We start from the raw sequence: 24286 nt of genomic DNA, 5'->3' as shown, positions 1-24286 counted from the left end.
CCATGACGACGCTGCACCCCACCTCGCAGCCCACCAGCCTGCCCGGCACCCGCGCGGCCCTCCCGCGGGCCGGCGCCCGGCCGTCCTCCGGCGGCGCGGCCCCGCTGAAGAACAACCACTACCAGCTGCTCCAGGTCGTGCTGTTCTGGGCCGGGGCGATCCTGCTGCCGCTCGGGCTCGTGGTGATCGTGCTCGGCTGGTACGGCGCCGCCAACACGCCGTACCAGTACGACCAGCTGTCCTACCTGGTCTCCGGCGGCCTGCTCGGCCTCGGCCTGACCTTCGTCGGCGGGTTCCTCTACTTCGGGGCCTGGCTGGCCCGGATCGCCGACGACGGCCGCGAGTCCTCCAAGCGGCTGGCCGACACCCTGCTCGTGCTCGCCGACGTGACCTCGCGCTCGGCCGCGATCAACGACCAGGGCGTCGACGTCGCCGCCATCCCGGTCACCGCCGGCGAGGGCACCACCCTGCACCGCCGTGACTGCGCCCTGGTCGCCCACCGCGACGACCTCCGCCCGGCCGGCGACAACCCGAGCCTCACCCCCTGCCGCGTCTGCCGCCCCTGAGCCCCTCTCCCCGGCCGACGCAGGGCGGGGGCAGGGTCAGGCGCGGAGGAGGGCGGGGTCGATCAGCAGGTGCTGGGAGACGTCGCCGACCTGGTCGACGTGCATGACCCGCTCGTCGAACCACCACCCGTCGTCCCGGCGTCGGAAGGTGTCGGCGTAGCGACCGGTCACCACCACCTGCAGCGGCAGGGTGGGGGTCGCCTGCGTCACCGTGAAGTACGACGACGCGACGGCCGTCCCGGCCTCCTCGTCGACCCGCACGCGCAGGTTCGTGACCGCGTGGTGGGTCAACGGGGTGCCGTCGTCGTAGCGCCGCGTGGTCGCCTCGTAGAGCGCCTGCACCCGCTCGCTGCCGCGCTGGCCGGCGAGCGTCCCGTGCGCGAACAGCGCGCCCACGCCGGCGAAGTCACCCGCGTCGATGCGCTCGGCGTAGCTGAGCAGCAGGTCCTCGATCTCGCGCGCGCTGTCGGTCACGGCGCGAATCTAGAACGAGGTCGCGGCCGCGGCGGCGCTGTCCCCGATCAGCGGGACGACGGCCTCAGCGCCGCCCGAGCCGGAACGTGACGGTCCCCACCGAGCGCGCGACCGACGCCGTACCGGGGTAGACGACGCGGAGCGTGGTCTGGCCGGCGGCGCGGAGCTTGCGGCGGGGGACGTTCACGGTGGCCCGGCCGCGCCGCAGCGTCGCCCGGCGGACCAGGGTGCCGTCGCCGCGCCGGATCTCCACCCGGCCGGTGGCGTGCCCGCGCGGCACGTCCACGCGGATCGCGACCCGGACCCGCGAGCGTAGCACCTTCAGCACGCGCGCGGTGACCACGGCCCGGGCCGGCGCGGCCGGGGCAGGGGGTACGACGACCGCGTCGGGGTCGGGCACGGTGACCGCGAGGGTCATCGAGGTCGCGAGGTGGGTGCGGGTGCGGGGGAAAGCCAGCCCGACGGCGTGCGTCCCGACGTCGAGCAGGCCCGCCGGCAGGGTGACCGAGAAGACGCCGCCGGTGACCGTGGCGCGGGCCAGCTCGCGACCCTCCGCGGTGAGGACGACGGTGCCGGTCGCCGCGGTCTCGGAGCGCACCGTGCCGGCGATGCGGACACCGTCGGTGCCGGTGATCACGGCGTGCGCGGTCAGGTTGGTGGCGCCGCGACCGATCGTGAACTCGTCGAGGACCCACGGGGCGGTGTCGGGCTGGCGGACGTCGTACACCCAGCTGGTGACGGTGCGCGTACCGGTGTCGAGCGCGGTGAAGACGCACAGGTCGTTGCTCTGCACGAAGGGCAGCGGCACGCCGTCGGGGTTCAGGAACGGGGCGACGGTCGGCAGGATCGGCTCGAGTCCGCCGGGGTTGCCGAGCGCGAGGTAGTTGTCCGCGTTCCACGGCGCGGGCGGCAGCGGGCGGGTCCGGCTCGAGAGGCTGTCGAAGGCGCCGTAGGTGTTGCCGGTGTTCGACGTCTCCAGCCAGTTGGTGCCGCTCGCGGAGCGGAACCGGTTCCACAGGTGGCTGTGGCCGTTGAGCACCAGGTCGGTGCCGGCCTCCTCCAGCAGCGGCTGCAGGTCGTGGAGCAGCATGTTGTCGCGCGGGTGGTACTCGTAGCGCACCGAGGTGAGCGCGCCGGCGGCGTCGCGGGTCTCGATCCGGTCGGGCTCGGCGAAGACCGGCATCACGTTGTCGCCGAGGCCCTGCGGCCCCTCGTGCAGGACCACGACCTTGATCGCGGCGCCCTGGAAGGCCTCGCTCGCGAGCTCCTCCTTCAGCCACTCGTACTGCTCGCTCCCGGCCGCGAGCGACTCGAACACGAACTCGCCGTACCCCTGGGCCATCGGGTCGGGGAGGGCCGCCGCCGACTCCTGGTAGCGGCTCACGACCGTGCGGTCGGCGGGCAGCGTGTTGGCGTTGGTCCCGCGCCAGATCCGGGTCGAGAACAGGCTGACCAGCCGGACGTCGCCGACGGTGGTCGCGTAGTAGCGCTTGCCGCCCGGCGAGTCCTCCGGCAGCGAGAAGATCTCCTCGTACGTCGTGGTGCTCCACGAGTTGTCCTCGAGCCACTGCGCCTTGATCGCGGGGTCGCCGCCCGGGTTGACGCTCGCCTTCACCTGCTCGTAGCGGCGCTCGGCGATCTCGACGGGCACGCAGTTGTTGAGGTTGAGCGCGGTCAGGCCGTCGACCCGGCCCTGGACCTCGTGGTTGCCGATCGAGGGGTAGAGCACGGCCGACTGGACGATCTCGCCGCCGGCGTACGAGCGGCCGCCGGTGGAGACCCGGCCGCCGCGGCCCTGGAGAGCGGGGAAGAAGCCGCTGCCCCGGGTGTCGTCGAACCACTCCGAGGCCCGGTCGGGGACGTTGACCAGGTCGCCGGCGAGGAACACCGCGTCGATGGTGCCGAGGGTGGCCTTGGCCAGCGCCAGGTTGGCCGGGGTGTTGACCATCGCCTGGTGGTCGCTGGTCAGCATGATCGTGAGGTCCTGGCCCGGCTTCGGCGCCGGCGCCAGCTCGAAGGTCCCCGAGGCCGCGAACGCGCCGCCGTCGGTGCTGACGATCCGGTACGGCGTCCGCGCGCCCAGTCCGGTCGCGACCGCCTCGTGCCGGTGCACCTCCCGGGGCGTCATCGTCGTCGGCTTGTCGGCCACGTTGGACGCGGCGTCCTCGACCACCCGGGAGAGCCGGAACGAGGTCGCGGCGAAGGCCCGGATCCCGGCCGGCGGGGTGCCGGTCGCCGCGCTGACGAGCTGCGCGTCGGTGAGGGCCTCGACGGCCTCGCCCACGAGCAGCGTGTGGCGGGCGCCGGCGTACTCGGTCATCCAGACGACCGAGACGCCGTCGGCGGTCGGCGCCTGCAGGAACGGGTCGGTCAGCAGGCCGAGGGTGCCCGCGCGGGCGGTCGACAGCACCCGCGCCGTCCGGGCCGAGGCGGAGCCGGAGAGGAGCGCGGGGGCGAGGGCCAGCGCGCCCGCGGACGCGGCGCCGACCGTGACGACGGCGCGGCGGGACCAGGACGGGGAGGGGGTCATGCCGGTGACGCTAGGAAGCGACCGACACCGGTCGGTGAACGGACGACGACCGCGGGTGGGCCGATGGGCGGCCGGCTCGCCGTACGACGGTGACGGTCGCCTCAGTCGCCGGCTGGTTCAGTCGTCGATCGCCGCGCGCAGGGCGCCGAGCGCGTCCCGGATGTCCGACTCCTTCGGGATCCACCCCCGGGCCAGCTCGTCGGCGAAGAGCGCCGTCAGCTGCGCCTCCTCGGTCGGCGTGAGGCTGATCGCCTCCGCGCGTGAGCTGGCGCGCCGCCAGGCGCGGCGGGTGCTCCGCGCCCTCGCCGGCCCCAGTCCCGGCATCGGCATGATCGCCATGGGGGACCAACGGGGGCCCGAGCCCCGGGGTTACGGGCGCCCGGTCGCCGGACTAGACCGGGGGCCGCGCGCCCGGGCCGAGGTCACTCGTCGTCGCTCGCGGCGACGACCTCGTCCGGCTTGGTCACGAGCACGGTGTCGATGTAGTCGCGGGCGGTGTCGAAGATGCCGACCTCGTGACCGGCCCGCTCGGAGAGGTACCACCGGTGCACCAGCACCTCGTGGAAGAACTCCGCCGGCTCCAGCTTGCCGCGCAGGTCGGGCGGGATCATCTCGACCAGCGGCTCGTAGATCCGGGTCAGCCAGCGGTTGGCGACCAGGCTGCGGTCCTCGCGGCCCAGGTCGTGGTGGGCGGTGAACGCGGCGATGTCGTTGAGCAGCCGCCGGGCCTGGCCGTCCTCGACGTTGAGCCCGGTGAGCGCCTGCAGCTCGCGGCGGTGGTGGCCGAGCTCGACGACCTTGGGCTGGATCCGCACCTCGTCGCCGTCGAAGTCGGTGACGATGTCGAGCTCGTCGACGTCGAAGCCGAGGTCGTTGAGCCGCTCGATGCGCTGCTCGATGCGCCACATCTCCTCGGCGGAGAACTCCTCGACGTCGGTCAGCTCGGCCCAGAGCGCGTCGTACCGCTCCTGGAGGAGGACCACGATCGCGTGCGCCTGCACCTCGGTGTCGAGGGAGTGGCTGGCCTGCAGGTCGAGCAGCTCGGCGAAGACGTTCTCGGTGGCGATGGTCAGGTCGTACTCGCGCATCTGCCGCGACAGTGTTGGGCGCAGCTCCCCGGTCTCGGCGTCGACGAGGTACGCCGCGAAGCCGCCCGCGTTGCGGCGGAAGAGCACGTTCGAGAGCGAGACGTCGCCCCAGTAGAAGTCGGCCAGGTGCAGCCTCACCAGCAGCACGACCAGCGCGTCGACCAGGGACGGCAGGGCCTCGGCGCTCATGCCGTGGGCGAAGAGGCTGCGGTAGGGCAGCGAGAACTGCAGGTGCTGGGTGAGCAGCGCCGCCGGCAGCTCCTCCCCGTCGGCATCGACCCGGCCGGTCACGACCCCCTGCGGGACGACGGCCGGCAGGCCCATCCGCTGCAGGTCGCGCAGCAGCCGGTACTCGCGGAAGGCGATCTCCTCGACCGTCTCCTTCACCGCGTAGGTGCGCTCGCGGAGCCGGACGATCCGCACGACGTGGCGCGAGAGGCCACGCGGCAGGGGTACGACGTACCGGTCGTCCCACTCCTCCAGCGGCTGGGACCACGGGAGCGTGATGATCGCGGGGTCCGGTCGGCTGGCGACGATGCGCAGCGCCATGCGTGTCACCCTAGACCTGTCGGGAAGATTCACCTTTCAACCAATGTTGGGGCGGTATGAAGAACATCGGGTTCCTGTCCTTCGGGCACTGGACGCCGTCGCCGCAGTCGGCGACGCGGTCCGCGTCCGACGCGCTGCTGCAGTCGATCGACCTCGCGGTCGCGGCCGAGGAGCTGGGCGTCGACGGCGCGTACTTCCGCGTCCACCACTTCGCCCGGCAGCTCGCGTCGCCGTTCCCGCTGCTCGCCGCCGTCGGTGCGCGCACCAGCCGGATCGAGATCGGCACCGGCATCATCGACATGCGCTACGAGAACCCGCTCTACATGGCCGAGGACGCCGGCTCCGCCGACCTCATCTCCGGTGGGCGACTGCAGCTCGGCATCAGCCGGGGGTCACCGGAGCAGGTCATCGACGGCTACCGCTACTTCGGCTACGAGCCGGCTCCCGGCACCGATCACGCCGACATGGCGCGCGAGCACACCCGGGTCCTGCTCGAGGTGCTGAAGGGCGAGGGCTTCGCCGAGCCCAACCCGCGCCCGATGTTCCCGAACCCGCCCGGGCTGCTGCGCGTCGAGCCCCACTCGGAGGGACTGCGCGACCGGATCTGGTGGGGCGCCGGCTCGCGGGCGACCGCGCAGTGGACCGCCGAGCAGGGCATGAACCTGATGTCCTCGACCCTGCTCACCGAGGACACCGGCGTCCCCTTCCACCAGCTGCAGGCCGAGCAGATCGCCCTGTTCCACGAGGCCTGGAAGGCCGCCGGCCACGAGCGGACGCCGCGCACGTCGGTCAGCCGCAGCATCTTCCCGATCGTCGACGACCGCGACCGGATGTACTTCGGTCGCGACGGCGGCAGTCAGGACCAGGTCGGGATCATCGACGGCACCACCGCCCGCTTCGGCAAGACCTACGCCGCCGAGCCGGACAAGCTCGTCCAGCAGCTCGCCGAGGACGAGGCCATCGCCGCCGCCGACACCCTGCTGCTGACCGTGCCCAACCAGCTGGGCGTCGACTACAACGCCCACGTCCTCGAGGCGCTGCTCACCCACGTCGCGCCGGCGCTGGGCTGGCGGTGAATGCTGGTGGAGGTGCTGCGGGGCGGCCGGTGAGAGTTTCATCGGCTGGCCGATGAACCTCCCGGCGGGACGATGAACCTTTGTCGTCCAGGCGTGAGTTTCATCGGCTGGCCGATGAACCTTTGCGGCCGCCCTCACACCCGCCAGACCGACAGCCCCGGCCCGCCGGCGGCCAGCCGTACGACGCCCCGCTTCTCCTTCAGCTCACCCACCCGCCCGTCGGCGGTGGTGAGCAGCAGCGACCCGTCGGTGAGGCCCAGCGGGCCGGCGGGCAGGTCGATCGCCGGGCCGGCGGCGCGGCGCGCGGCGACCAGGACCGAGCCGGTCGGGTGCTCGCGCAGGAAGACCAGGGCGTCGTCGTCGACGTGGGCCCAGCGCAGGCCGCCGCGGCGCAGCGCCTCGTGGTCGCGGCGGGCCGCCGCGAGGGCGCCGTACGCCGTGAGGGTGGCGCGGTCCCAGGTCTCCGGGCGGTCCCAGGGCATCGGGCGGCGGGAGTCCTCGCCGAGCACACCCTCGAGGCCGATCTCGTCGCCCGCGAAGATCATCGGGACGCCGGGCAGCGTGAACTGCAGCCCGGCGGCGACCCGGTGGAGCGGGCCGGACCCGGTGACGGTGCGGATGCGCGCGCTGTCGTGGGAGCCGAGGATGTTCCACGAGGTCGCCGCGGCGAGCCAGCCGTAGCGCGCCGACCACTCCCGCAGGGTCTGCACCACCAGCGGCCCCGGCCGCACCGGCACGGGCAGCGGCCGGCCGAAGGCCCGCGCGGGGGAGGCGGGGTCGCGCAGCCACGACCAGACCGGCCACGAGAAGCCGGAGTAGTTCATCGTCCCGTGCCAGCCGTCGCCGTCGAGGTCGCCCGACGCGTCGTGGTTGTGCTCGCCGATGACCAGCGGGTCGGCCCGCTCCGCGGCCGCCGTACGACGGACCGCACGGGCGGTGTCGTGGTTGACGTCGAGCGCGCCGAGCCGGCCCGTCATGTTGGCGACGTCGATGCGCCAGCCGTCCACGTCGTACGGCGGCCGCAGCCAGCGGGCCACCACCGAGTCCGGCCCCTCGACCATCGCGGCCCGCAGCGAGGCGTCGGCCAAGTTGAGCTTGGGCAGCGTGCCGTGGCCCATCCAGCACTCGTAGCTGCCGTCGTGGTTGAAGTAGTACCAGCCCCGGGTCGGCGAGGCCGGGTCCGAGGAGGCCCGGGCGAACCACTCGTGGGTGTCGCCGGTGTGGTTGGTGGTCAGGTCGCCGAGCAGCCGCCAGCCGCGCTCGTGCACGGCGGTGCTGAGTCGCGCGAACGCCTCGTCCCCGCCCAGCAGCGGGTCGACACGCAGGAAGGTGGACGCGTTGTAGCGGTGGTTGCTCTCGCCCGGGAAGACCGGGGTCGTGTAGAGGATCGTCGCGCCCGCCTCGGCGACGTGGTCGAGGTGCTCGACGACGCCGTCGAGGTCGCCGCCGAAGTACTGCAACGGCGTGCGCGGGTCACTGCCCTCGAAGACCACCTCGTCGTCCCACTCCGCCGGCACCGCCCAGTCGGGCGTGGGTCGGTCGGCCGCCGCGGCCGAGCGGGCGAAGCGGTCGGGGAACACCTGATAGACCACGCCGTCGCGGCCCCAGTCCGGCGCCGGCTCGTGCACGGTCACTCGGAAGTCGAAGGTGTCCGGACCGTCGTGGTCGACCACGCCGGCGGCGGTCAGCCAGCGCTGGTCGCCGGCGGCGTCGGCGAGCAGGAAGCGGTAGTGGGTCACCGGGTTGTGCACCGGCAGGTCGCCCTCCCACCAGGTCGCGTGCTCGTCGCGCTCGACCACGGCGCAGGCGTGGAAGGTCGGCTCGGCGTCGTACGTCGTCCGGATCCAGACCGACTCGACCGGGTCGCCGGACCAGGTGCGCAGCCGCACCTTCACCGGCCAGCCGAGGGCCGGCGCCTCGTCGGAGAGGTACGTCGGGGAGCCGTCGTGGTGGGGCTCGTGCAGCAGGTGGGTCATCGGGATCCTCCTCGTGGGTCGAGCCAGACGGCGCCGGTGCCGTACGCCGCGGCCTCGTCGCCGGGGTTGGTCAGGGCACAGCTCTTCATGCTCAGGCAGCCGCAGCCGATGCAGCCGTCGAGCCGGTCGCGCAGCAGCTCGATGCGCCGGATCTGCTCGTCGAGGCGCGGGCGCCAGGACTTGCTGAGCCGGTGCCAGTCGGACTTCGTCGGGGTGCGGTTGTCGGGCAGCGTCGCGAGCGCCTCGGCGATCTCGTCGAGGGTGAGCCCGATCCGCTGGGCGGTGCGGATGAAGCCGATCCGGCGCAGGGTGTGCTGCTCGTAGCGCCGTTGGTTGCCGGCCGTGCGCACCGAGTGGATCAGCCCGCGCGACTCGTAGAACCGGATCGCCGAGGTCGCCACCCCGGCCCGCTCGGCCAGGTGTCCGATCGTCAGCTGGGTCACCCGCCCAGCCTCGCGGAGGTTCAAGCCTGCTTCAAGTTGACCTTGCGCACAGGGCAGGTGCTGCGGGGGTCGCGATACGCCCACTCGTTCCTCGCGGGCTACTCGACCGACGAGGCCGGGTCGGTGGTCCAGTGCCTCGCGTGGGGGCGAGCCAGGTGTGGGGGTCGGTGGTCGAGTGCCTCGCGTGGGGCGAGCTAGGTGTGGGGGTCGGTGGTCGAGTGCCTCGCGAGGGACGAGCGAGGTGTATCGAGACCTAGAACGAGTTCTAGTTCTGCGCTAGCGTCCGGCCATGACCAGCACCCCGAGTGAGAACCAGCGCGTCGTCGTCGTCACCGGCGCCGCCTCCGGCGTCGGTCACGCGACCGCCACGATGTTCCGCGACGCCGGCGATGTCGTGTTCGCCCTCGACGTGAACCCGACCGTCCCCGACGGCGTCACCTACGTCGAGACCAACGTGGCCATCAAGGCGTCCGTGGACGCGGCGATCGCGGTCTGCGCCCAGTACGGCCGCATCGACGTGCTCGCCAACGTCGCCGGCATCGTCCAGTTCGGGCGCTTCGAGCAGATCGACGAGGCCGAGTACGACCGGGTGCTGGCGGTGAACCTGAAGGGCCCGTTCCTGCTGACCCAGGCGGCGCTGCCCCACCTGAAGGCGGCCAAGGGCTGCGTCGTGAACGTGTCGTCGGTCGCGGGCCGGGTCCCGCAGCCGTACGCCGCGGCGTACGGCGCCTCGAAGGGTGGGCTGACCCAGCTCACCAAGAACCTCGCGCTCGAGCTGGTGCCGACCGGGGTCCGGGTGAACGCGATCTGCCCGGGCACCATCGACACCCCGATGGTCTCGAAGGTCGCGGAGTCCTACCCGACCGACCTCGAGCCGCGGATCTCCGAGCGGCTGTTCATGCAGATGCCCGGCGCGATCCCGCCCGGCGACATCGCGGCGGCGATCGGCTACCTCGCCTCGCCGGCCGCGGCGTACGTCACCGGCACGGTGCTGGCCATCGACGGGCTGATGAGCTGAGCATGGCCGGCGTCGGGAGGGTCCTGGAGGGGCGCGTCGCGATCGTCACCGGCGCGGCCCGCGGCGTCGGCGCCGGCATCGCCCGGGCGTTCGCCAAGGAGGGCGCGCACGTCGCGGTCGTCGACCTCGACACCGAGGGTGCGGAGCGCGTCGTCACCGAGCTGTCGTCGTACGGCGCGGCCGCGTCGTACGCCTGCGACATCCGCGACTCCGCCCAGGTGGACGCCTGCGTGGCGGCCGTCGTGGAGCGGTTCGGCTCGGTCGACGTGCTGGTCAACAACGCCATCGACGCGACCTCCGGGCGCTTCGAGGACACCACGGACGACGAGCTGGACCGGGTCCTCGACACCGGCCCGAAGGCGACCCTCTACTTCATGCGCGCCTGCTTCCCGCACCTGCGCGACTCCGCCGGCGGCGGTCGGGTGATCAACCTGCGCTCCGGCTCCGAGCCGCAGGGGATGGCCGGCTTCGGCGCGTACGTCGCCTCGAAGGCCGCCGTCGGCGGCCTCACCCGGGTCGCCGCCCGCGAGTGGGGTCGCCACGGCATCACGGTCAACAACCTGGCGCCCTTCGTGCTGAGCGACGGCGCCCGGTCCTACTTCGACGAGCGCCCCGAGGAGCTGGAGAAGATCGTGCTGAAGTCGCTCTCCGTCCCGCGGCTCGGCGACGCCGAGTCCGACGTCGGCCGGGCCGCGGTCTACCTCGCCGGCCCCGACTCGTCGTACGTCACGGGGGTGACGCTGAGCGTCGACGGTGGCGGGAGCTTCTTCAGCTGAGGTGGTCGGTGGCCGGGCTGTCGCCCGGGAAACTGACGCGTCGGCGCCCGCGGGAGGCCGGTCCAGCAGTGCTGGGCCGTCAGTTCTTCTCCCCCTCGGCTGCGGCGCGGGCGAGGCCCGGCCACTAGCATGAGCGGCCGGCCCCGCGGGGCCGCGCCGGTGTAGCTCAGTAGGTAGAGCGCCTCTCTTGTAAAGAGGATGTCGCGGGTTCGACTCCTGTCACCGGCTCCACGGAGGGTTTCTCAGCCCTTCCTCGACGTTCTGGGCCGATGTTCTGCCCGGGAACGTCCTCCTTCCCCGGTGATCCGGGTCAGGAGGACGACCGCCTCAGCGCAGCTGCCGCGCCGTGAACGTCGCCGGCGGGTCGGCGATGGCGTCCTGGGCGGCGACCAGCTGGATCTCGCGGGTGCCGGCGGCGATGGTCGCCTCGAGGATGGCGAAGACCGACGACGTGGTCCGCTCCAGGGCGGTGGCGGGGGAGCCCGTCGTGCGCAGGTGGGCGAGGTAGAGCGCGGCGGTGACGTCGCCGCAGCCGTTGGGGCTGATCGGGAGCAGGGGGGTCGTGACGACCCAGGCGCCGGCGTCGGAGACGGCGACGACGTCGAGGTGGTCGGCCAGCCCCTCGGTGGTCAGCACGCTGGTCACCAGCACGTCCCGCGGCCCGCGGTCCCGTACGGCGTCCACCGCGTCCAGGACCTCGTCGAGCGTGGTGGTCGTGCGGCCGGCCAGGAAGTCGAGCTCGAAGTGGTTCGGCGTCACGATGTCGGCCTGCGGGACGACCGTGTCCCGCATGAACTCGGGGATCCCGGGACGCACGAACATGCCGCGGCCGACGTCGCCCATCACCGGGTCGCAGCAGTAGACGGCCGACGGGTTGAGCGCCTTCACGCGGGCGACCGCGTCCAGGATCACCGCCCCGACCGCCGGGTCGCCCTGGTAGCCGGACAGCACCGCGTCGGCCTGGCCGAGGACCCCCCGGTCCTCGATGCCGGCGATCACGTCGGCCACGTCGGCGGGCGCGAGGAGCGGGCCGCGCCAGGCGCCGTACCCGGTGTGGTTGGAGAAGTGGACGGTCAGGACCGGCCAGACCTCGTGGCCGATCCGCTGCAGCGGGAAGGTGGCGGCGGAGTTGCCGACGTGGCCGTAGGCCACCGAGGACTGGATGGACAGGATCTGCACGGCCCCATCATGGACCCCGACAGAACTAGAACAGGTTGCAGTTGATGTCGTAGGGTGAGCGCTGACACATTCCCGGAGTATGTGAACGCCGAGGTTGAGACATGGCCAAGACCCCCTACCGCAGCGAAGCCGACTACGTGGTCGTCGGATCCGGGAGCTCCGGCGCCGCGATCGCCGGCCGCCTGGCCGAGTCGGGGGCGAGCGTCATCGTCCTCGAGGCGGGCAAGAGCGACGATCAGTTCCTGGTGAAGAAGCCCGGGATGATCGGGCCGATGCACGCGGTCCCCGAGATCAAGAAGCGGGTCGATTGGGGCTACTACTCCACCCCGCAGAAGCACCTCCTCGACCGCAAGATGCCGGTCCCGCGCGGCAAGGTCGTCGGCGGGTCGAGCTCGATCAACGGCATGGTCTACGTGCGCGGCAACCGGGCCAACTTCGACTCCTGGGCCGCCGAGGGCAACGCCGGCTGGGACGCCGACACCGTCAACGCGGCCTACAAGCGGATGGAGGACTTCGAGGACGGCGAGAACGCCTTCCGCGGCGCCGGCGGGCCGATCCGGGTCACCCGCAACGCCACCCCGCAGGAGGGCACGCTCCAGTTCCTCCAGGCCGCCTCCGACACCCTCGGGGTCAAGGTGCTCGACGACTACAACGGCGAGTCGCAGGAGGGCGTCAGCCGGATGCAGCAGAACGCGGCGGAGGGCCTGCGCTACAGCGCCTCGCGCGGCTACATCCACCACCTCGCGCCGCCGACCCTGCAGCTGCAGTCGGAGGTGCTGGTCCGCAAGGTGGTCCTGCAGAACGGCCGCGCGACCGGGGTCGAGGTCACGGACAAGGACGGCTCGCAGCGCACCATCCGCGCCGGCAAGGAGGTCATCCTCTCGGCGGGGTTCGTCGGCTCGGCCCAGATCCTGATGCTGTCGGGCATCGGCCACGCGCAGCACCTCAAGGACCACGGCATCGACGTCGTCGCGGACCTGCCGGTCGGCGACAACCTGCACGACCACATGTTCCACGCGATGACCTTCCACACGACGACCTCGAAGATGCGCGGCAACGCCTTCTTCTTCGCCAAGGGGATCGCCAAGGAGGTCCTCCGTCCCGGTACGACGTTCCTGGCCAACTCGGTCTTCGAGGCCGTCGGCTTCGTCCGGACCTCGCAGGCGACCGACGTACCCGACCTGCAGCTGCACCTGCTGCCCTGGTCGTACGTCTCGCCGAACCAGGACGCACCGATCCGCCACGACGTCGACCCGCGGCCGTCGCTCACGGTGCTGACGACCCTCATCTACCCGCGCAGCCGAGGCACTCTGCGGCTCGCCTCGTCGGACCCGACCGCCGCGCCGCTGATCGACTTCCAGTACCTCGCCGACCCGGCCGACGTCGAGCTGCTCGGCGAGGGCTCGGAGATGGTCCGCGAGATCATGGCCGGCGGGGCCTTCGGCGGCGCGGTCAAGGAGGAGATCCACCCCGGCACCAACCTGAAGGGCCAGGCGCTCCGCGACGCGATCCTCAACCGTGCGACGTCGGTCTACCACGGGGTCGGCACCTGCCGGATGGGCGTCGACGAGCTCGCGGTCGTCGGGCCGGACCTGAAGGTCCGCGGCATCGAGGGCCTGCGGGTCTGCGACGCCTCGATCATGCCGTCGATCACCGGCGGCAACACGAACGCGCCGGCGATCATGATCGGCGAGCGCGGCGCGGACCTGGTCCTGGGGCGGGGCTGAGTCATGACCCTCACCCCGCAGCGGATCGCCCGCCCCGCGTCGGTCACCGACGCCTTCCTGCAGCGCCTGGTCGCGCGGGTGCCGTCGACCGGCGGCGGCAGCTGGAAGCTGACCGAGGTCTACACCGGCGAGGTGCTGGTCGAGCTCCCACAGTCGACGCCGGCCGACATCGAGCGGGCCTTCGCCGCGGCCCGGGCCGCCCAGCAGGAGTGGGCCGCCTGGCCGCTGGCCAAGCGGCTGAAGGTCTTCAAGAAGGCGCACACCCTCTTCGTCGACAACGCCGCGAAGACCGCCGACCTGATCCAGGTCGAGAGCGGCAAGAACCGGCGGATGGCGATCGAGGAGACCTGCGACCCGCCGATGGTGATGAGCCACTACCTCAAGCGGGCGCCCAAGCTGCTCGCCCCGGTGAAGCGCGGCGGCCCGGTCCCGTTCCTGACCACGTCGACGGAGATCCGCCAGCCCAAGGGCGTCGTCGGCATCATCGCGCCCTGGAACTTCCCCTTCGCCACCGGCATCTCGGATGCCATCTCGGCGCTGATGGCCGGCAATGCGATCGTCCTCAAGCCCGACAACAAGACCGCGCTGTCGCCGCTGTGGGGCATCTCGATGCTGGAGGAGGCGGGCCTGCCGAAGGGCCTGTTCCAGGTCGTCTGCGGCGAAGGGCCGGACGTCGGACCGACCCTGATCGACAACGCCAACTACGTCATGTTCACCGGCTCGACGAACACCGGGCGGGTGATCGGCGAGCGCGCCGGGCGCAACCTGATCGGCTGCTGCCTCGAGCTCGGCGGCAAGAACCCGATGATCGTGCTCGAGGACGCCGACCTAGACGAGGCCGTGCAGGGCGCGGTCTTCGGGGTGTTCGGCAACACCGGCCAGATCTGCATGCACATCGAGCGGATCTACCTGCCCGAGTCGCGCTACGACGACTTCAAGACCCGCTTCGTGGCGGCTGCGGAGAGGCTGCGGGTCGGGGCGTCGTACGACTTCGGGCCCGAGATGGGCTCGCTGGTCTCGCCCGACCACAAGGAGCGCGTCCAGGCCCACGTCGACGACGCGATCGCCAAGGGCGCGACCGTGGTGACCGGCGGCAAGGCCCGTCCCGACCTCGGGCCCGCGTTCTTCGAGCCGACCATCCTCGAGGGCGTCACGAAGGACATGCTCTGCGGCGTCACCGAGACCTTCGGGCCGGTGGTCGCGCTGCACCGCTACCGCACCGTCGACGAGGCCGTCGCGCTGGCCAACGACACCGACTACGGCCTCAACGCCTCCGTGTGGGGTGGTGACGTCGAGGCCGCCGGCGCCGTCGCGCGCCGCATCGAGTCCGGCAACGTCAACGTCAACGACATCCTGGCCACCGCCTTCGCCTCCAAGGGCACGCCGTCCGGCGGGGTGAAGCAGTCCGGCGTCGGTGCCCGGCACGGCGACTACGGCCTGCTGAAGTACACCGACGTCCAGAACCTCGCGGTGCTGAAGAAGCAGGTGATGGGCGCGCGGCCCGGCCAGGACTACGACGCCTACGTGAAGTCGATGCTGTCCGGCCTGAAGATGATGCGGAAGACCCGGATGCGCTGACCCACTGGCGGATAGCGTCGTACGGATGAGCGAGATGACCTACCGCCCGCTGGGCGACTCGGGCCTGATGGTGAGCGCGGTCGGGATCGGCTGCAACGCGTTCAGCCGCCGCGTCGACCTCGACGGCGTCCGGGGGATCCTGGACGCGGCGAGCGACACCGGCGTGACGCTGCTCGACACCGCCGACATCTATGGTGCCCCGGCCGGCGGCAGCGAGGAGCTGCTCGGCGAGGCGCTGCAGGGCCGGCGCGACGAGTTCGTGCTGGCCACCAAGTTCGGCATGGACATGGGTGGCGCCCTTGGGGCGGACCACGGCGTACGCGCGTCGCGCCGCTACGTACGGCGTGCCGTCGAGGCGTCGCTGCGCCGGTTGCGGACCGACCACATCGACCTCTACCAGCTGCACACCCCGGACGAGGTCACGCCGGTCGAGGAGACCCTGGCCGTGCTGACCGACCTGGTCCACGAGGGCAAGATCGGCTACCTGGGCTGCTCCAACTTCGCGGGCTGGCAGGTCGCCGATGCCGACTGGACCTCCCGCTCGGCCGGCCTGGAGCGCTTCGTCTCCGTGCAGAACCGCTACTCGCTGCTCGACCGGTCCATCGAGGACGAGGTGGTGCCCGCGTGCGAGACCTACGGCCTCGGCGTCCTGCCGTTCTTCCCGCTGGAGTACGGCCTGCTGACCGGCAAGTACCGCCGCGGCGCCGGCGCCCCCGAGGGCTCCCGGGCCGCGCTCGACCCCACTCGGTCCGGCTGGCTCGACGGCGCCGACTGGGACCGGATCGAGGCCCTCGAGGCGTACGCCGCCGCCCGCGACCTGGAGATCCTCGACGTGGCCATCGCCGGCCTCGCCGCGCAGCCGGCGGTCGCCTCGGTGATCTCGGGTGCGACCTCCGGCGACCAGGTGCGCCGCAACGCCGCCGCGCTGCGCTGGGACCCGACCGAGGCCGACCTGGTCGAGCTGGACGAGATCACCGCCGGCTGACGCGAGTGGTCGACGTGCGCGTACGCCGCCGCCCCATGGCGACGGCGTCCGCGTCCGGTGTGCCGTTCACATCGGACGCGGGGCGTCGTACCTGAGGAGCTGGGTGCTGCCGGGCGGGGTCGTGAGAAAAGTGACGGGCCGGGTCACGGGCGAGGAGGAAAGTGACGGGCCGGAGGGATCGGCCGGGCCGCGGGCCGGTGCTGGCGCGTCTCCTTTCCCACTCCTCCGCGTGCGGCGCCGACCCCGTGGATGGCTCGGCCGTCCAGTGCCAACGTCACCGGCCGGCCGGTGAATCATGCAATCGGCCCGCCAGCACCTCACGCCACGAGCAACGACCGCTTCGACAGCCCCATCCAGAACCCGTCGATGATCTGCTCGGCAGGGGTGCTGGGGTCGACGGAGGCGCCGAGGGTGACGAAGAGCGGCGTGTAGTGCTCGACCGTGGGGTGCGCGTAGGGCATGCCGGGCGCCAGCTCGCGGAAGTTGGCGAGGGCGTCGACGTCGCCGCGGGCGATCGCCTCCGACGCCCAGTGGTCGAACTCGGTGGACCAGCCCGGCGCGGGCGCGTCGATGCGGAACTCGCGCAGGTAGCGCAGGCCGTGGGTGAGGAAGCCCGAGCCGATGATCAGCACGCCCTCGTCGCGCAGCGGCCGGAGCCGCCGGCCGATCTCGAGCAGGGTGCCGGGGTCCTCGGTGGGCAGCGACATCTGCAGGACGGGTACGTCGGCCGCCGGGTACATGATCGTCAGCGGCACCCACGCTCCGTGGTCCAGACCGCGGGTCGCGTGCTGGTGGACCGGCTGGGTGGCCGGCATCAGGGCCGCCACCTTGCGTGCGAGGTCGGAGGCGTCCGGGGTGCGGTAGGTCATCTCGTAGTACTTCGGGTCGAAGCCGCCGAAGTCGTAGACGAGCGGCGCCCCGCTGGCGCTCAGGCTGATCGGTGCCGACTCCCAGTGCGCGCTGACGATCAGGATCGCCGTCGGCCGCGGGAGGTCCGCGGACAGCTCGGCGAGCTGCCCGGACCAGAGGGCGTCGTCGAGGAGCGGGGGAGCGCCGTGCCCGATGTAGAGCGCGGGCATGCGGGTGTCGACAGCGGCCATGTCTCCTCCAATGGTTTCACTTTCAACTTTATTCCATCGGAGGCCGGCCTGTCAGGGCTTCGGCTCCGCCCACGAGCTCCGGCCGTCGCCGGTGATGGGCAGCGTCGGGCCCAGGGTGACGTCGGGACGGACCGTCGCCTCGCCGAAGCCGCGCACCCGCGCGAGCACCTCCCGCGCCCGCACCCGCAGCCGCCCGGCGCTGTCGACCGCGAGGCCGTGGACGTCGAGCCCGGCGGCCCGGCCGAGGTCGACCGCGCGGGCGACGTGGAAGGCCTGGGTCACCACGACCGCCGAGTCGACCTCGAAGACCAGTCGCGCGCGGCGCATGGTGTACCAGGTGTTGAAGCCGGCGTAGTCGGTGAACACGTCCTCGGGCGGTACGCCGGCCGCGAGCACGGCGTCGCGCATGGTGTCGGGCTCGTTGTACGCGCGGGTGCCGTTGTCGCCGGAGAGCAGGATCTTGTCGACCGTGCCGGCGTCGTGCAGCGCCACCGCCGCGTCGACCCGGGCCTGCACGATCGTCCCGAGGGTGCCGTCGGGGCGCACCATCGAGCCCGGCACGATCGCCACCTGGGCGTGGGGGACGTCGTCGGGGTCGGTCAGGACCAGGTCGTCGGTGCGGGCGAGCACGACCGCGTTCGCCGTACCGACGAGGGCGCCGGCCAGGACCACCAGGACGCCCGCGACGACCGCGAGGCGGCGACGCCGGCTCACGCGGGCACCCGCCAGTCGACCGGCTCGCCGCCCTGCTCGACCAGCAGGGCGTTGACCCGGCTGAAGGGCCGCGAGCCGAAGAATCCCCGGCTGGCGGAGAGCGGGGACGGGTGCACCGACTCGACGTACGGCGTGCTGCCGAGCATCGGCTTGAGGCTCTGGGCGTCGCGGCCCCAGAGGATCGCGGCGAGCGGACCGCCCCGTGCGACCAGGGCCTCGATGGCCTGCTGGGTCACCTGCTCCCAGCCCTTGCCGCGGTGCGACGCCGAGGCGCCGGGCTGCACCGTGAGGACCCGGTTGAGCAGCATCACGCCCGCGTCGGCCCACGCGGTCAGGTCGCCGTGGGCGGGCATCTCGAGGTTCAGGTCGTCGCCGAGCTCGGTGTAGATGTTGGCCAGGCTCCGGGGGATCGGCCGCACGTGCGCCTCGACCGCGAAGCTCAGGCCGATCGGGTGGCCGGGCGTCGGGTACGGGTCCTGGCCCACGATCAGCACCCGCACGTCCGCGAGCGGGCGGCGGAAGGCGCGGAAGACGTTCTCGCCGGTCGGCAGGTAGGGCCGGTGCGCCGCGATCTCCTCGCGCAGGAACCGCCCCATCGCCGCGACCTGCTCGTCCACCGGCGCCAGGGCCTCGGCCCAGTCCGGCGCCATCAGACCCTGGTCGACCAGTCCCGCGAGTGCGCTCACGCGCCCACCGTAGAGGGGCGTCAGGCGAAGATCATGCAGGACGACGTGGCGTGCGCGACCAGCTTGCCGCGGCCGTCGAACAGCTGCGCCTCCGCCAGCGCCGTACGACGACCGCGCTGGATGACCCGGCCGACCGCGCGCAGCCGCCCGGAGTCGACCGTCGCGGGCCGCAGGAACTTCACCGTCAGGTCGAGCGAGGTGTAGCCCTCGCCGGGGCCGAGCGTGGAGTGGACCGAGCAGCCCGCGGCGGTGTCGAGCAGGGTCGAGATGACCCCGCCGTGGACCGTGCCGAGCGGGTTGTAGTGGCGGTGCTCGGGGTCGAGCTCGACCGAGATGGAGCCGTGCTCGCCGTCGAAGTTCACCATCCCGAGGGTCTGGGCGATCGGAGCCGCCGGCAGCAGCCCGTCGCGCATCGCCATCAGCACCTCCAGGCCGCTCATCGCGGCCAGGTCGAGCTCGGGCGCCGGAGTCTGGGTCTCGGTCATGGACTCAGGGAAGCGCACTCGCGCTGGGTCTGTCAACGAGACTCAGCAGCGGTAGGCTGTGAGGATGGCCACGAGCTACCCGCCCGCTCTCGACTGGTCGACCGCCAACTGCACCGTCGGTCGCTCGATGGCCGTGCTGGGGGAGCGGTGGACGTTCGTCGTGCTGCGCGAGGTGTTCAACGGGGTGCGCCGCTTCGACGACATCCGCCGCCACAGCGGCATCCCGCGCCAGGTGCTCAGCAACCGGCTGGCCCTCCTGGTCGACCAGGAGATCCTGCGGCGGGCGCCGTACCGCGACGACGGGGCGCGCGAGCGGCACGAGTACCGGCTGACCCCGAAGGGCTTCGACCTCTACCCCGTCCTGGTGGCGATCGCCGATTGGGGCGACCGTTACCTCGCCGACCCCGGCGGTCCGCCGGTCGAGGTCGCCCACCGCGACTGCGGGGGCGTCGTGCACGCCGCGCTGGTCTGCGAGCACGGGCACCGGGTCACCGACCCGCGCGACGTCGCGCCGCGTCCGGGGCCGGGTGGGCTGCCGGCGGATGAACACGCCGCGTCGGACCGGTGACGTCTTCGCGCCGCTCGGTCTAGACGCCTCACCCACGGCTCGGACAACGCTCGGTGAAGAGCCGGCGACGGGCGAGGACGAGATGCCGTCGGGACGCGGAACGGGCTCGTCCACGTGGTCCGGCAGGGGGTCCGGGCTCCCCTAGCGTCCGCTCCGGAGCGGCACCTCTCGGGCAGGTGCCGAGGCTCCCCGCTGCCCGGTGACGGGCGGCGTCCTGTCCCGAACGAGAGGCCCCTCCCGGCATGTCCACCGGCACCCCCGGAAGCAGCAGCACCCGTCCCGCAGACCCAGGCCGCACTCCCGGACGGTCGCGCTGGCGCCCGACCCGGGCCGGCCTCGTCGTCGGCAGCCTGGCCCTCGGGCTCGTGGCCACGACCGGCGTCGTCTCCCTGGCCGCAGGCGGCGGGCTCGCGCCGCCGGCCGTCAACCCGGCGACCATCTACGACCCGCAGGTCGTGCCGGACCGGGTGATCCTCACCCCGACCGCCACGCCCGCCGTCTCCCAGAGCGTGTCCTGGCGGACCTCGACGTCCGCCGGCGCCCCGCGCCTGCAGCTCGCGGTCGCCGTCCCGGGCGTCGTCACGGCCGAGCGCACGGTCGAGGCGACCACCACGACCTTCCGCACCGACCTCGGGTACGACGTCGCGCACCACTCGGCGACGATCACGGACCTGAAGGCCGCGACCACCTACGTCTACCGCGTGGGCGACGGCGACACCTGGAGCGAGTGGGCCGAGTTCACGACGGCCGCCGCGACCGCGGAGCCGTTCTCGTTCATCATGCAGGGCGACGCGCAGAACGACATCAAGTCGTACGTGTCGCGCACCTTCCGCGCGGCGACCGAGGCGCGGCCGTACGCCCGGGCCGTCCTGCACGCCGGCGACCTCATCGACACCGACATCTCCGACGCCGAGTGGGGCCAGTGGTTCGAGGCCGCCGGCTACGCCAACGGCGGGATGAACGTGATCGCCGCGGCGGGCAACCACGAGTACTACCCGGGCCCGACGCTGTCGCGGCACTGGGGCGCGCAGTTCGAGTACCCGGGCAACGGTCCCGCGACCGACGAGCGGGTCACCCAGCTCTACGACGAGAACGTCTACTACACCGACTACCAGGGCGTCCGATTCATCGCCCTGAACAGCAACTTCCCCGGCGACACCGCCGCGATGGCCGCGCAGACCGCGTGGCTGGAGGACGTGCTGAAGAACAACCCGAACCAGTGGACCGTCGCCACCTTCCACCACCCGGTCTTCTCGGTGACCTCGGGCCGCGACAACGCCGCGCTGCGCCAGGCCTGGCTCCCGCTCTTCGAGAAGTACGACGTCGACATCGTCATGCAGGGTCACGACCACGCCTACGGGCGCGGCAACCTGCTCGCCAACGAGGCCGGGCTCCCGGCCGGCGCGACCAAGGACAAGAGCCACACCGGCCCGGTCTACCTGGTCTCCGTGGCCGGACCGAAGTACTACGTCCCGGACCCGGCGGACTCCAACAACTGGGTCACCAACGGCGCCCACCTGCGCGTGGTCGGCCGCGACACCCAGCTCTACCAGCTCGTCGACGTGAAGGCCGGCGAGATGCACGTCGAGACCTGGGACGTCGCCGGCAACCTGGTCGACGCGTTCACGATCGCCAAGTCGGCCGGGAAGAAGCTGGTCACCACCGAGACGACCGCGCGGGCCTCCGGGCCCGGCTCGACGCGTGGCGACATCGGCCGGCCGAGCCTGCCCGAGCCGGCCGTCCCGGGCGCCGTACCGACCGACGAGCCGACGGAGGAGCCCGAGGAGCCGACCACCCCGACGCCGACGCTCGTGACGCCGACGGTCACCGCCGACCGGGCCGCACGCCAGGTCTACGGCACCTCGACGCCGGTCCGCGTCACCGCCCGGGTCGCCCCGGTCGCGGGCGTCGTCCCGGCCGGCAGCGTCGTCGTCCGCGACGGCCGCACCGTCGTGGCCACCGGGGTCGGCGTCAACGCCTCCGGGGTCGCCACCGCCGTGCTCCCGCGCACCCTGTCCGCGGGTCGGCACGCGCTGACCGTGACCTTCGTGCCTCGCGGCACCGCCGTCCGCGGTGGTACGTCGGCGCCCGTCCTGGTCAACGTGACCAAGGCGCGGTCGACCACCCGGGTCACCGCTCCGGCGCGGGTCCGGCCCGGCCAGCGCGGGCGGCTCACCGTCCGGGTCTCCGTGCCCGGCATCGCCGCCCCGAACGCCGCCCTGGTGGTCCGCGACGGCAAGCGGGTCGTGGCCCGGGTCGTGCTGAAGGCCGGGAAGGCCACGGTGCGGCTGCCGCGCCTGGCCCCGGGCAAGCACCGGATCACGGTCGCCTACGCCGGGACCGCGAACGTCGCCGGCTCCACCTCGGCCGCCCGGGTGGTGAGGGTCCGATGACGACCGCTCCCCGCCCCGACCGCCCCCGCGACCCGAGAGGGACCTCCATGCAGTCCGACCACCCGTCCGACCACCCGTCCGGTCGCCGGTCCCGGCTCCGCGCCGGCTTCGCCGCGGCCCTCGCGGCCGGCACGCTGCTGGCCGGCGTCGGCGCCGTCGTACCGGCTCCCGCCTCGGCGGCCCCGGTGGACGCCGCGGCGTTCTACGCGCCCTCCCGGGTCCCGGACCGGATCACGCTGACGCCGACGGCCGACCCGTCGACGAGCCAGTACGTCACCTGGCGCACCTCGACCGGCGTGGCCGAGCCCGTCGTCGAGCTGCGGGAGGCCTCGAGCCTGACCTACCGCAACGACAACACGACGTTCGCGGCCGAGCGGTCGACCGAGATGACGGCCGACCTGGGCTATCGGCAGACCTTCCACGGCGCGCGGCTCACCGGCCTCGAGCCCGGCACGATGTACCAGTACCGGGTCGGTGACCGCACCAACTTCAGCGAGTGGCAGCACTTCACCACCGAGTCGGCCACCGCCGACCCGTTCTCGTTCCTCTACTTCGGCGACGTGCAGACCGGCATCAAGTCCCAGGCCTCGCGGGTCATGCGCAACGCCTTCCGGGACCGGCCGGACGCCGACCTGGTCGTGCAGGTCGGCGACCTGGTCAACGACGCGATGAGCGACCAGCAGTGGGGCGAGGTGTACGACGCCACCGACTACGTGCTCGGCACCACCAACTTCCTGATGGCACCCGGCAACCACGAGTACGAGGGGGAGGCGATCTCGGACCAGTTCCAGGCCCAGTTCACCTACCCCGACACCGGGCCGCAGGGTCAGGGGCCGGCGTACGACGCGATGGAGGGGACGGTCCACTACACCGACTACCAGGGCGTCCGGTTCATCTCGCTCAACAGCAACCTGAGCTCGGCCGAGCCGCTCGCGATCCAGACCGCGTGGCTCGACGGCGTCCTGAAGGACAACCCCAACCAGTGGACGGTCGTCTACTTCCACCACCCGCTGTTCTCCCTCGACGAGGGCCGCAACAACCGGGCGCTGCGCCAGTCCTGGCTGCCGCTGATGGAGAAGTACGACGTCGACCTGGTCCTGCAGGGCCACGACCACGGCTACGGCCGCGGCAACACCGACGCCGCGGAGGTGGGCAACCCCGCGAGCTGGGACAAGGAGCGGAGCTACTCCGGGCCGGTCTTCGCGGTCTCGGTCGTGGGTGACAAGCAGTACCGCGCCGGCCCGCGGGTCTGGAACGACAACGACGCGCACCTGCGCCGGATGGGCGGCGGCCTCCAGCTCTACCAGGCCATCGACGTCTCCAGCGGTCGGCTGCGCTACGAGTCGCGCACGGCCGACGGTCAGTACTACGACGGCTTCACCATCGTGAAGAACGAGCACGGCAAGGCCGTCACCGACGACGAGGCCCCGGACGTCATCGACCCGACCGACCCCGGCCCGTGCCTGGGCTGCGAGAACCCGACGGACCCCACGGACCCGACGGACCCCACCGACCCGACCGACCCGGTCGGTGACCTCGACTACGCCTTCGAGAAGTCCCTCGTGTCGGTGGATGACGTGACGGCGCAGCTGCCGGCGGGGGTGGTGTTCTCGCAGGAGCGGGACACGTTGTTCCTGGGTGATCAGAACGGTCGGACGATCTGGGAGATCGATCCGGTGACGGACAAGGTGCTGCGGTCGATGACGTTGCCGGAGAACATCCGGGACCTGGGCATCGATGATGCGAGGAAGCTGCTGTACGTGGGGCAGCAGAACAAGAACTGGGTCGTGGTGTCGATCGCGGCCGGGTCGTTCGGTGAGGTGGTGCGGGGTCCGTTCCCGATCAGTGAGTCGAACCGGTCGATCGATGTGGACCCGAAGCTGGGTTATGTCTATGCGGCGATCCCGGCGCGTGGGGTGGAGGTGTTCAACGCGGTGACGGGTGAGTCGTTGGGCACGATCAACGGCACGACGGGTGCGTACTACGTGGCGGCCGACGAGGTCGGTGGGCACGTGGCGGTGGCGTACTTCGAGGAGCTGACGGACGTGAAGAACGTCGAGGTCTTCGATGCGGGCGCGAACTTCAAGCAGGTGTGGGAGTCGCCGACGCGGGCCTCGGCCCGGCAGGTGGACTTCGACTCGACGAACGGGCTGCTGTACGTCGGCTTCACCGGGGTGTCGGCGTCCTCGGGTGGGTTCTCGGTCTACGACGCGGCCAAGGGTGAGCTGCTGGTGGACAAGCCGGGTCCGCAGTTCGGCAAGGACGGCTACGGGATCGCGGTGGACGAGGAGCGGCAGCGGGTCTACGTGTCGAACCGGGACCACCGGTTGAACCCGCCGGGTGAGGAGACCGTCCCGGTCGCCGTCACCGTCAGC

General features: G+C 72.3%; 21 protein-coding genes and 1 tRNA gene. 11 read left to right on the top strand and 11 right to left on the bottom strand.

Annotation, left to right across the window (positions count from 1 at the left end):
• The first annotated feature begins 2 nt into the window (after positions 1-2).
• A complete protein-coding gene (locus BLT76_RS23035; RefSeq protein WP_090860658.1) occupies positions 3-566 on the top strand; it encodes a hypothetical protein in 564 nt (187 codons plus the stop codon).
• Positions 567-602: 36 nt separating this feature from the next.
• On the opposite strand, the gene BLT76_RS23030 is transcribed toward BLT76_RS23035, so the two are convergent.
• The 4 genes from BLT76_RS23030 to BLT76_RS23015 form a co-directional block, all read right to left on the bottom strand.
• The gene (locus BLT76_RS23030) at positions 603-1040 is read right to left on the bottom strand and encodes a nuclear transport factor 2 family protein (protein ID WP_090860657.1); all 438 of its coding nucleotides are present in this window, start codon (positions 1038-1040) and stop codon (positions 603-605) included.
• Positions 1041-1104: 64 nt separating this feature from the next.
• A complete protein-coding gene (locus BLT76_RS23025; protein WP_139175818.1) occupies positions 1105-3570 on the bottom strand; it encodes a metallophosphoesterase family protein in 2466 nt (821 codons plus the stop codon).
• Between the two features lie 117 nt (positions 3571-3687).
• The gene (locus BLT76_RS23020; RefSeq protein WP_090860656.1) at positions 3688-3909 is read right to left on the bottom strand and encodes a hypothetical protein; all 222 of its coding nucleotides are present in this window, start codon (positions 3907-3909) and stop codon (positions 3688-3690) included.
• Positions 3910-3992: 83 nt separating this feature from the next.
• Positions 3993-5207 (bottom strand): DUF4032 domain-containing protein, encoded by a 1215-nt coding sequence (locus tag BLT76_RS23015; RefSeq protein WP_090860655.1) that lies wholly within the window; start codon positions 5205-5207, stop codon positions 3993-3995.
• A gap of 56 nt (positions 5208-5263) precedes the next feature.
• On the opposite strand from BLT76_RS23015, the gene BLT76_RS23010 reads away from it, so the two are divergent.
• Positions 5264-6283, top strand: coding sequence for an LLM class flavin-dependent oxidoreductase (locus tag BLT76_RS23010; protein WP_090860654.1), 1020 nt, complete (start codon positions 5264-5266; stop codon positions 6281-6283).
• Positions 6284-6417: 134 nt separating this feature from the next.
• On the opposite strand, the gene BLT76_RS23005 is transcribed toward BLT76_RS23010, so the two are convergent.
• Positions 6418-8259 (bottom strand): glycoside hydrolase family 13 protein, encoded by a 1842-nt coding sequence (locus BLT76_RS23005; protein WP_090860653.1) that lies wholly within the window; start codon positions 8257-8259, stop codon positions 6418-6420.
• Complete coding sequence (gene soxR, locus BLT76_RS23000; RefSeq protein ID WP_090860652.1) at positions 8256-8702, bottom strand: redox-sensitive transcriptional activator SoxR; 447 nt, start codon at positions 8700-8702, stop codon at positions 8256-8258. Before soxR ends, BLT76_RS23005 begins: the two co-directional genes overlap by 4 nt.
• Before the next feature lie 289 nt (positions 8703-8991).
• On the opposite strand from soxR, the gene BLT76_RS22995 reads away from it, so the two are divergent.
• The 3 genes from BLT76_RS22995 to BLT76_RS22985 all read left to right on the top strand — a co-directional run bounded on the left by BLT76_RS22995 (position 8992) and on the right by BLT76_RS22985 (position 10727).
• Entirely contained in the window at positions 8992-9720 is a 729-nt protein-coding gene (locus tag BLT76_RS22995) for an SDR family NAD(P)-dependent oxidoreductase (protein ID WP_090860651.1), read from the top strand.
• Between the two features lie 2 nt (positions 9721-9722).
• On the top strand, positions 9723-10496 hold the full coding sequence (locus tag BLT76_RS22990) for an SDR family NAD(P)-dependent oxidoreductase (RefSeq protein WP_090860650.1): 774 nt from the start codon (positions 9723-9725) through the stop codon (positions 10494-10496).
• Positions 10497-10651: 155 nt separating this feature from the next.
• Positions 10652-10727 (top strand) — tRNA-Thr (locus BLT76_RS22985).
• 96 nt (positions 10728-10823) lie between these two features.
• On the opposite strand, the gene pdxY is transcribed toward BLT76_RS22985, so the two are convergent.
• Positions 10824-11675: a pyridoxal kinase PdxY gene (gene pdxY, locus BLT76_RS22980; protein WP_090860649.1), complete on the bottom strand. Its 852-nt coding sequence runs from the start codon at positions 11673-11675 to the stop codon at positions 10824-10826.
• 101 nt (positions 11676-11776) lie between these two features.
• Between pdxY and BLT76_RS22975 the strand changes: the two genes are divergently transcribed.
• From BLT76_RS22975 to BLT76_RS22965, 3 genes are read left to right on the top strand one after another with little or no spacing between them, the layout of a single operon-like run.
• A complete protein-coding gene (locus tag BLT76_RS22975) occupies positions 11777-13402 on the top strand; it encodes a GMC family oxidoreductase (RefSeq protein WP_090860648.1) in 1626 nt (541 codons plus the stop codon).
• 3 nt (positions 13403-13405) lie between these two features.
• Positions 13406-14980, top strand: a complete 1575-nt coding sequence (locus BLT76_RS22970; RefSeq protein WP_090860647.1) for a succinic semialdehyde dehydrogenase — start codon at positions 13406-13408, stop codon at positions 14978-14980.
• Positions 14981-15005: 25 nt separating this feature from the next.
• Positions 15006-15965 (top strand): aldo/keto reductase, encoded by a 960-nt coding sequence (locus BLT76_RS22965; protein ID WP_211753178.1) that lies wholly within the window; start codon positions 15006-15008, stop codon positions 15963-15965.
• 317 nt (positions 15966-16282) lie between these two features.
• On the opposite strand, the gene BLT76_RS22960 is transcribed toward BLT76_RS22965, so the two are convergent.
• From BLT76_RS22960 to BLT76_RS22945, 4 genes are read right to left on the bottom strand one after another with little or no spacing between them, the layout of a single operon-like run.
• Positions 16283-17065 carry a dioxygenase family protein gene (locus BLT76_RS22960; protein WP_244509535.1) on the bottom strand — a complete coding sequence of 261 codons (783 nt, stop codon included), beginning with the start codon at positions 17063-17065 and terminating at the stop codon, positions 16283-16285.
• A 51-nt stretch (positions 17066-17116) separates the two neighbouring features.
• On the bottom strand, positions 17117-17779 hold the full coding sequence (locus BLT76_RS22955) for a SanA/YdcF family protein (RefSeq protein WP_090860646.1): 663 nt from the start codon (positions 17777-17779) through the stop codon (positions 17117-17119).
• Positions 17776-18429: a uracil-DNA glycosylase gene (locus BLT76_RS22950; RefSeq protein WP_090860749.1), complete on the bottom strand. Its 654-nt coding sequence runs from the start codon at positions 18427-18429 to the stop codon at positions 17776-17778. Before BLT76_RS22950 ends, BLT76_RS22955 begins: the two co-directional genes overlap by 4 nt.
• A 56-nt stretch (positions 18430-18485) precedes the next feature.
• On the bottom strand, positions 18486-18950 hold the full coding sequence (locus BLT76_RS22945) for a PaaI family thioesterase (protein WP_090860645.1): 465 nt from the start codon (positions 18948-18950) through the stop codon (positions 18486-18488).
• Positions 18951-19014: 64 nt separating this feature from the next.
• Between BLT76_RS22945 and BLT76_RS22940 the strand changes: the two genes are divergently transcribed.
• From BLT76_RS22940 to BLT76_RS22930, 3 genes are all read left to right on the top strand, one after another.
• The gene (locus tag BLT76_RS22940) at positions 19015-19518 is read left to right on the top strand and encodes a winged helix-turn-helix transcriptional regulator (RefSeq protein ID WP_090860644.1); all 504 of its coding nucleotides are present in this window, start codon (positions 19015-19017) and stop codon (positions 19516-19518) included.
• Between the two features lie 242 nt (positions 19519-19760).
• Positions 19761-21911, top strand: coding sequence for an Ig-like domain repeat protein (locus tag BLT76_RS22935; protein WP_090860643.1), 2151 nt, complete (start codon positions 19761-19763; stop codon positions 21909-21911).
• A gap of 47 nt (positions 21912-21958) precedes the next feature.
• The coding region (locus BLT76_RS22930; protein ID WP_090860642.1) for a fibronectin type III domain-containing protein at positions 21959-24286 on the top strand (2328 nt) is incomplete at its 3' end.

The organism is Nocardioides lianchengensis, from assembly GCF_900101465.1.
Classification (GTDB): Bacteria; Actinomycetota; Actinomycetes; order Propionibacteriales; family Nocardioidaceae; genus Nocardioides; species Nocardioides lianchengensis.
This window is presented reverse-complemented; position numbering and strand designations above follow the sequence as displayed.

Excerpts from the sequence above, each read along its gene's own strand:
- BLT76_RS23010 (WP_090860654.1), top strand. The coding sequence starts at position 5,264 with ATGAAGAACATCGGGTTCCTGTCCTTCGGGCACTGGACGCCGTCGCCG.
- BLT76_RS22975 (WP_090860648.1), top strand. The coding sequence starts at position 11,777 with ATGGCCAAGACCCCCTACCGCAGCGAAGCCGACTACGTGGTCGTCGGA.
- BLT76_RS22995 (WP_090860651.1), top strand. The coding sequence starts at position 8,992 with ATGACCAGCACCCCGAGTGAGAACCAGCGCGTCGTCGTCGTCACCGGC.
- BLT76_RS22990 (WP_090860650.1), top strand. The coding sequence starts at position 9,723 with ATGGCCGGCGTCGGGAGGGTCCTGGAGGGGCGCGTCGCGATCGTCACC.
- BLT76_RS22970 (WP_090860647.1), top strand. The coding sequence starts at position 13,406 with ATGACCCTCACCCCGCAGCGGATCGCCCGCCCCGCGTCGGTCACCGAC.
- BLT76_RS22945 (WP_090860645.1), bottom strand. The coding sequence starts at position 18,950 with ATGACCGAGACCCAGACTCCGGCGCCCGAGCTCGACCTGGCCGCGATG.
- BLT76_RS22965 (WP_211753178.1), top strand. The coding sequence starts at position 15,006 with ATGAGCGAGATGACCTACCGCCCGCTGGGCGACTCGGGCCTGATGGTG.
- BLT76_RS23035 (WP_090860658.1), top strand. The coding sequence starts at position 3 with ATGACGACGCTGCACCCCACCTCGCAGCCCACCAGCCTGCCCGGCACC.
- BLT76_RS23020 (WP_090860656.1), bottom strand. The coding sequence starts at position 3,909 with ATGGCGATCATGCCGATGCCGGGACTGGGGCCGGCGAGGGCGCGGAGC.
- BLT76_RS22935 (WP_090860643.1), top strand. The coding sequence starts at position 19,761 with ATGTCCACCGGCACCCCCGGAAGCAGCAGCACCCGTCCCGCAGACCCA.
- BLT76_RS23005 (WP_090860653.1), bottom strand. The coding sequence starts at position 8,259 with ATGACCCACCTGCTGCACGAGCCCCACCACGACGGCTCCCCGACGTAC.
- BLT76_RS23015 (WP_090860655.1), bottom strand. The coding sequence starts at position 5,207 with ATGGCGCTGCGCATCGTCGCCAGCCGACCGGACCCCGCGATCATCACG.
- BLT76_RS23025 (WP_139175818.1), bottom strand. The coding sequence starts at position 3,570 with ATGACCCCCTCCCCGTCCTGGTCCCGCCGCGCCGTCGTCACGGTCGGC.
- BLT76_RS22940 (WP_090860644.1), top strand. The coding sequence starts at position 19,015 with ATGGCCACGAGCTACCCGCCCGCTCTCGACTGGTCGACCGCCAACTGC.
- BLT76_RS22960 (WP_244509535.1), bottom strand. The coding sequence starts at position 17,065 with ATGGCCGCTGTCGACACCCGCATGCCCGCGCTCTACATCGGGCACGGC.
- BLT76_RS22950 (WP_090860749.1), bottom strand. The coding sequence starts at position 18,429 with ATGGCGCCGGACTGGGCCGAGGCCCTGGCGCCGGTGGACGAGCAGGTC.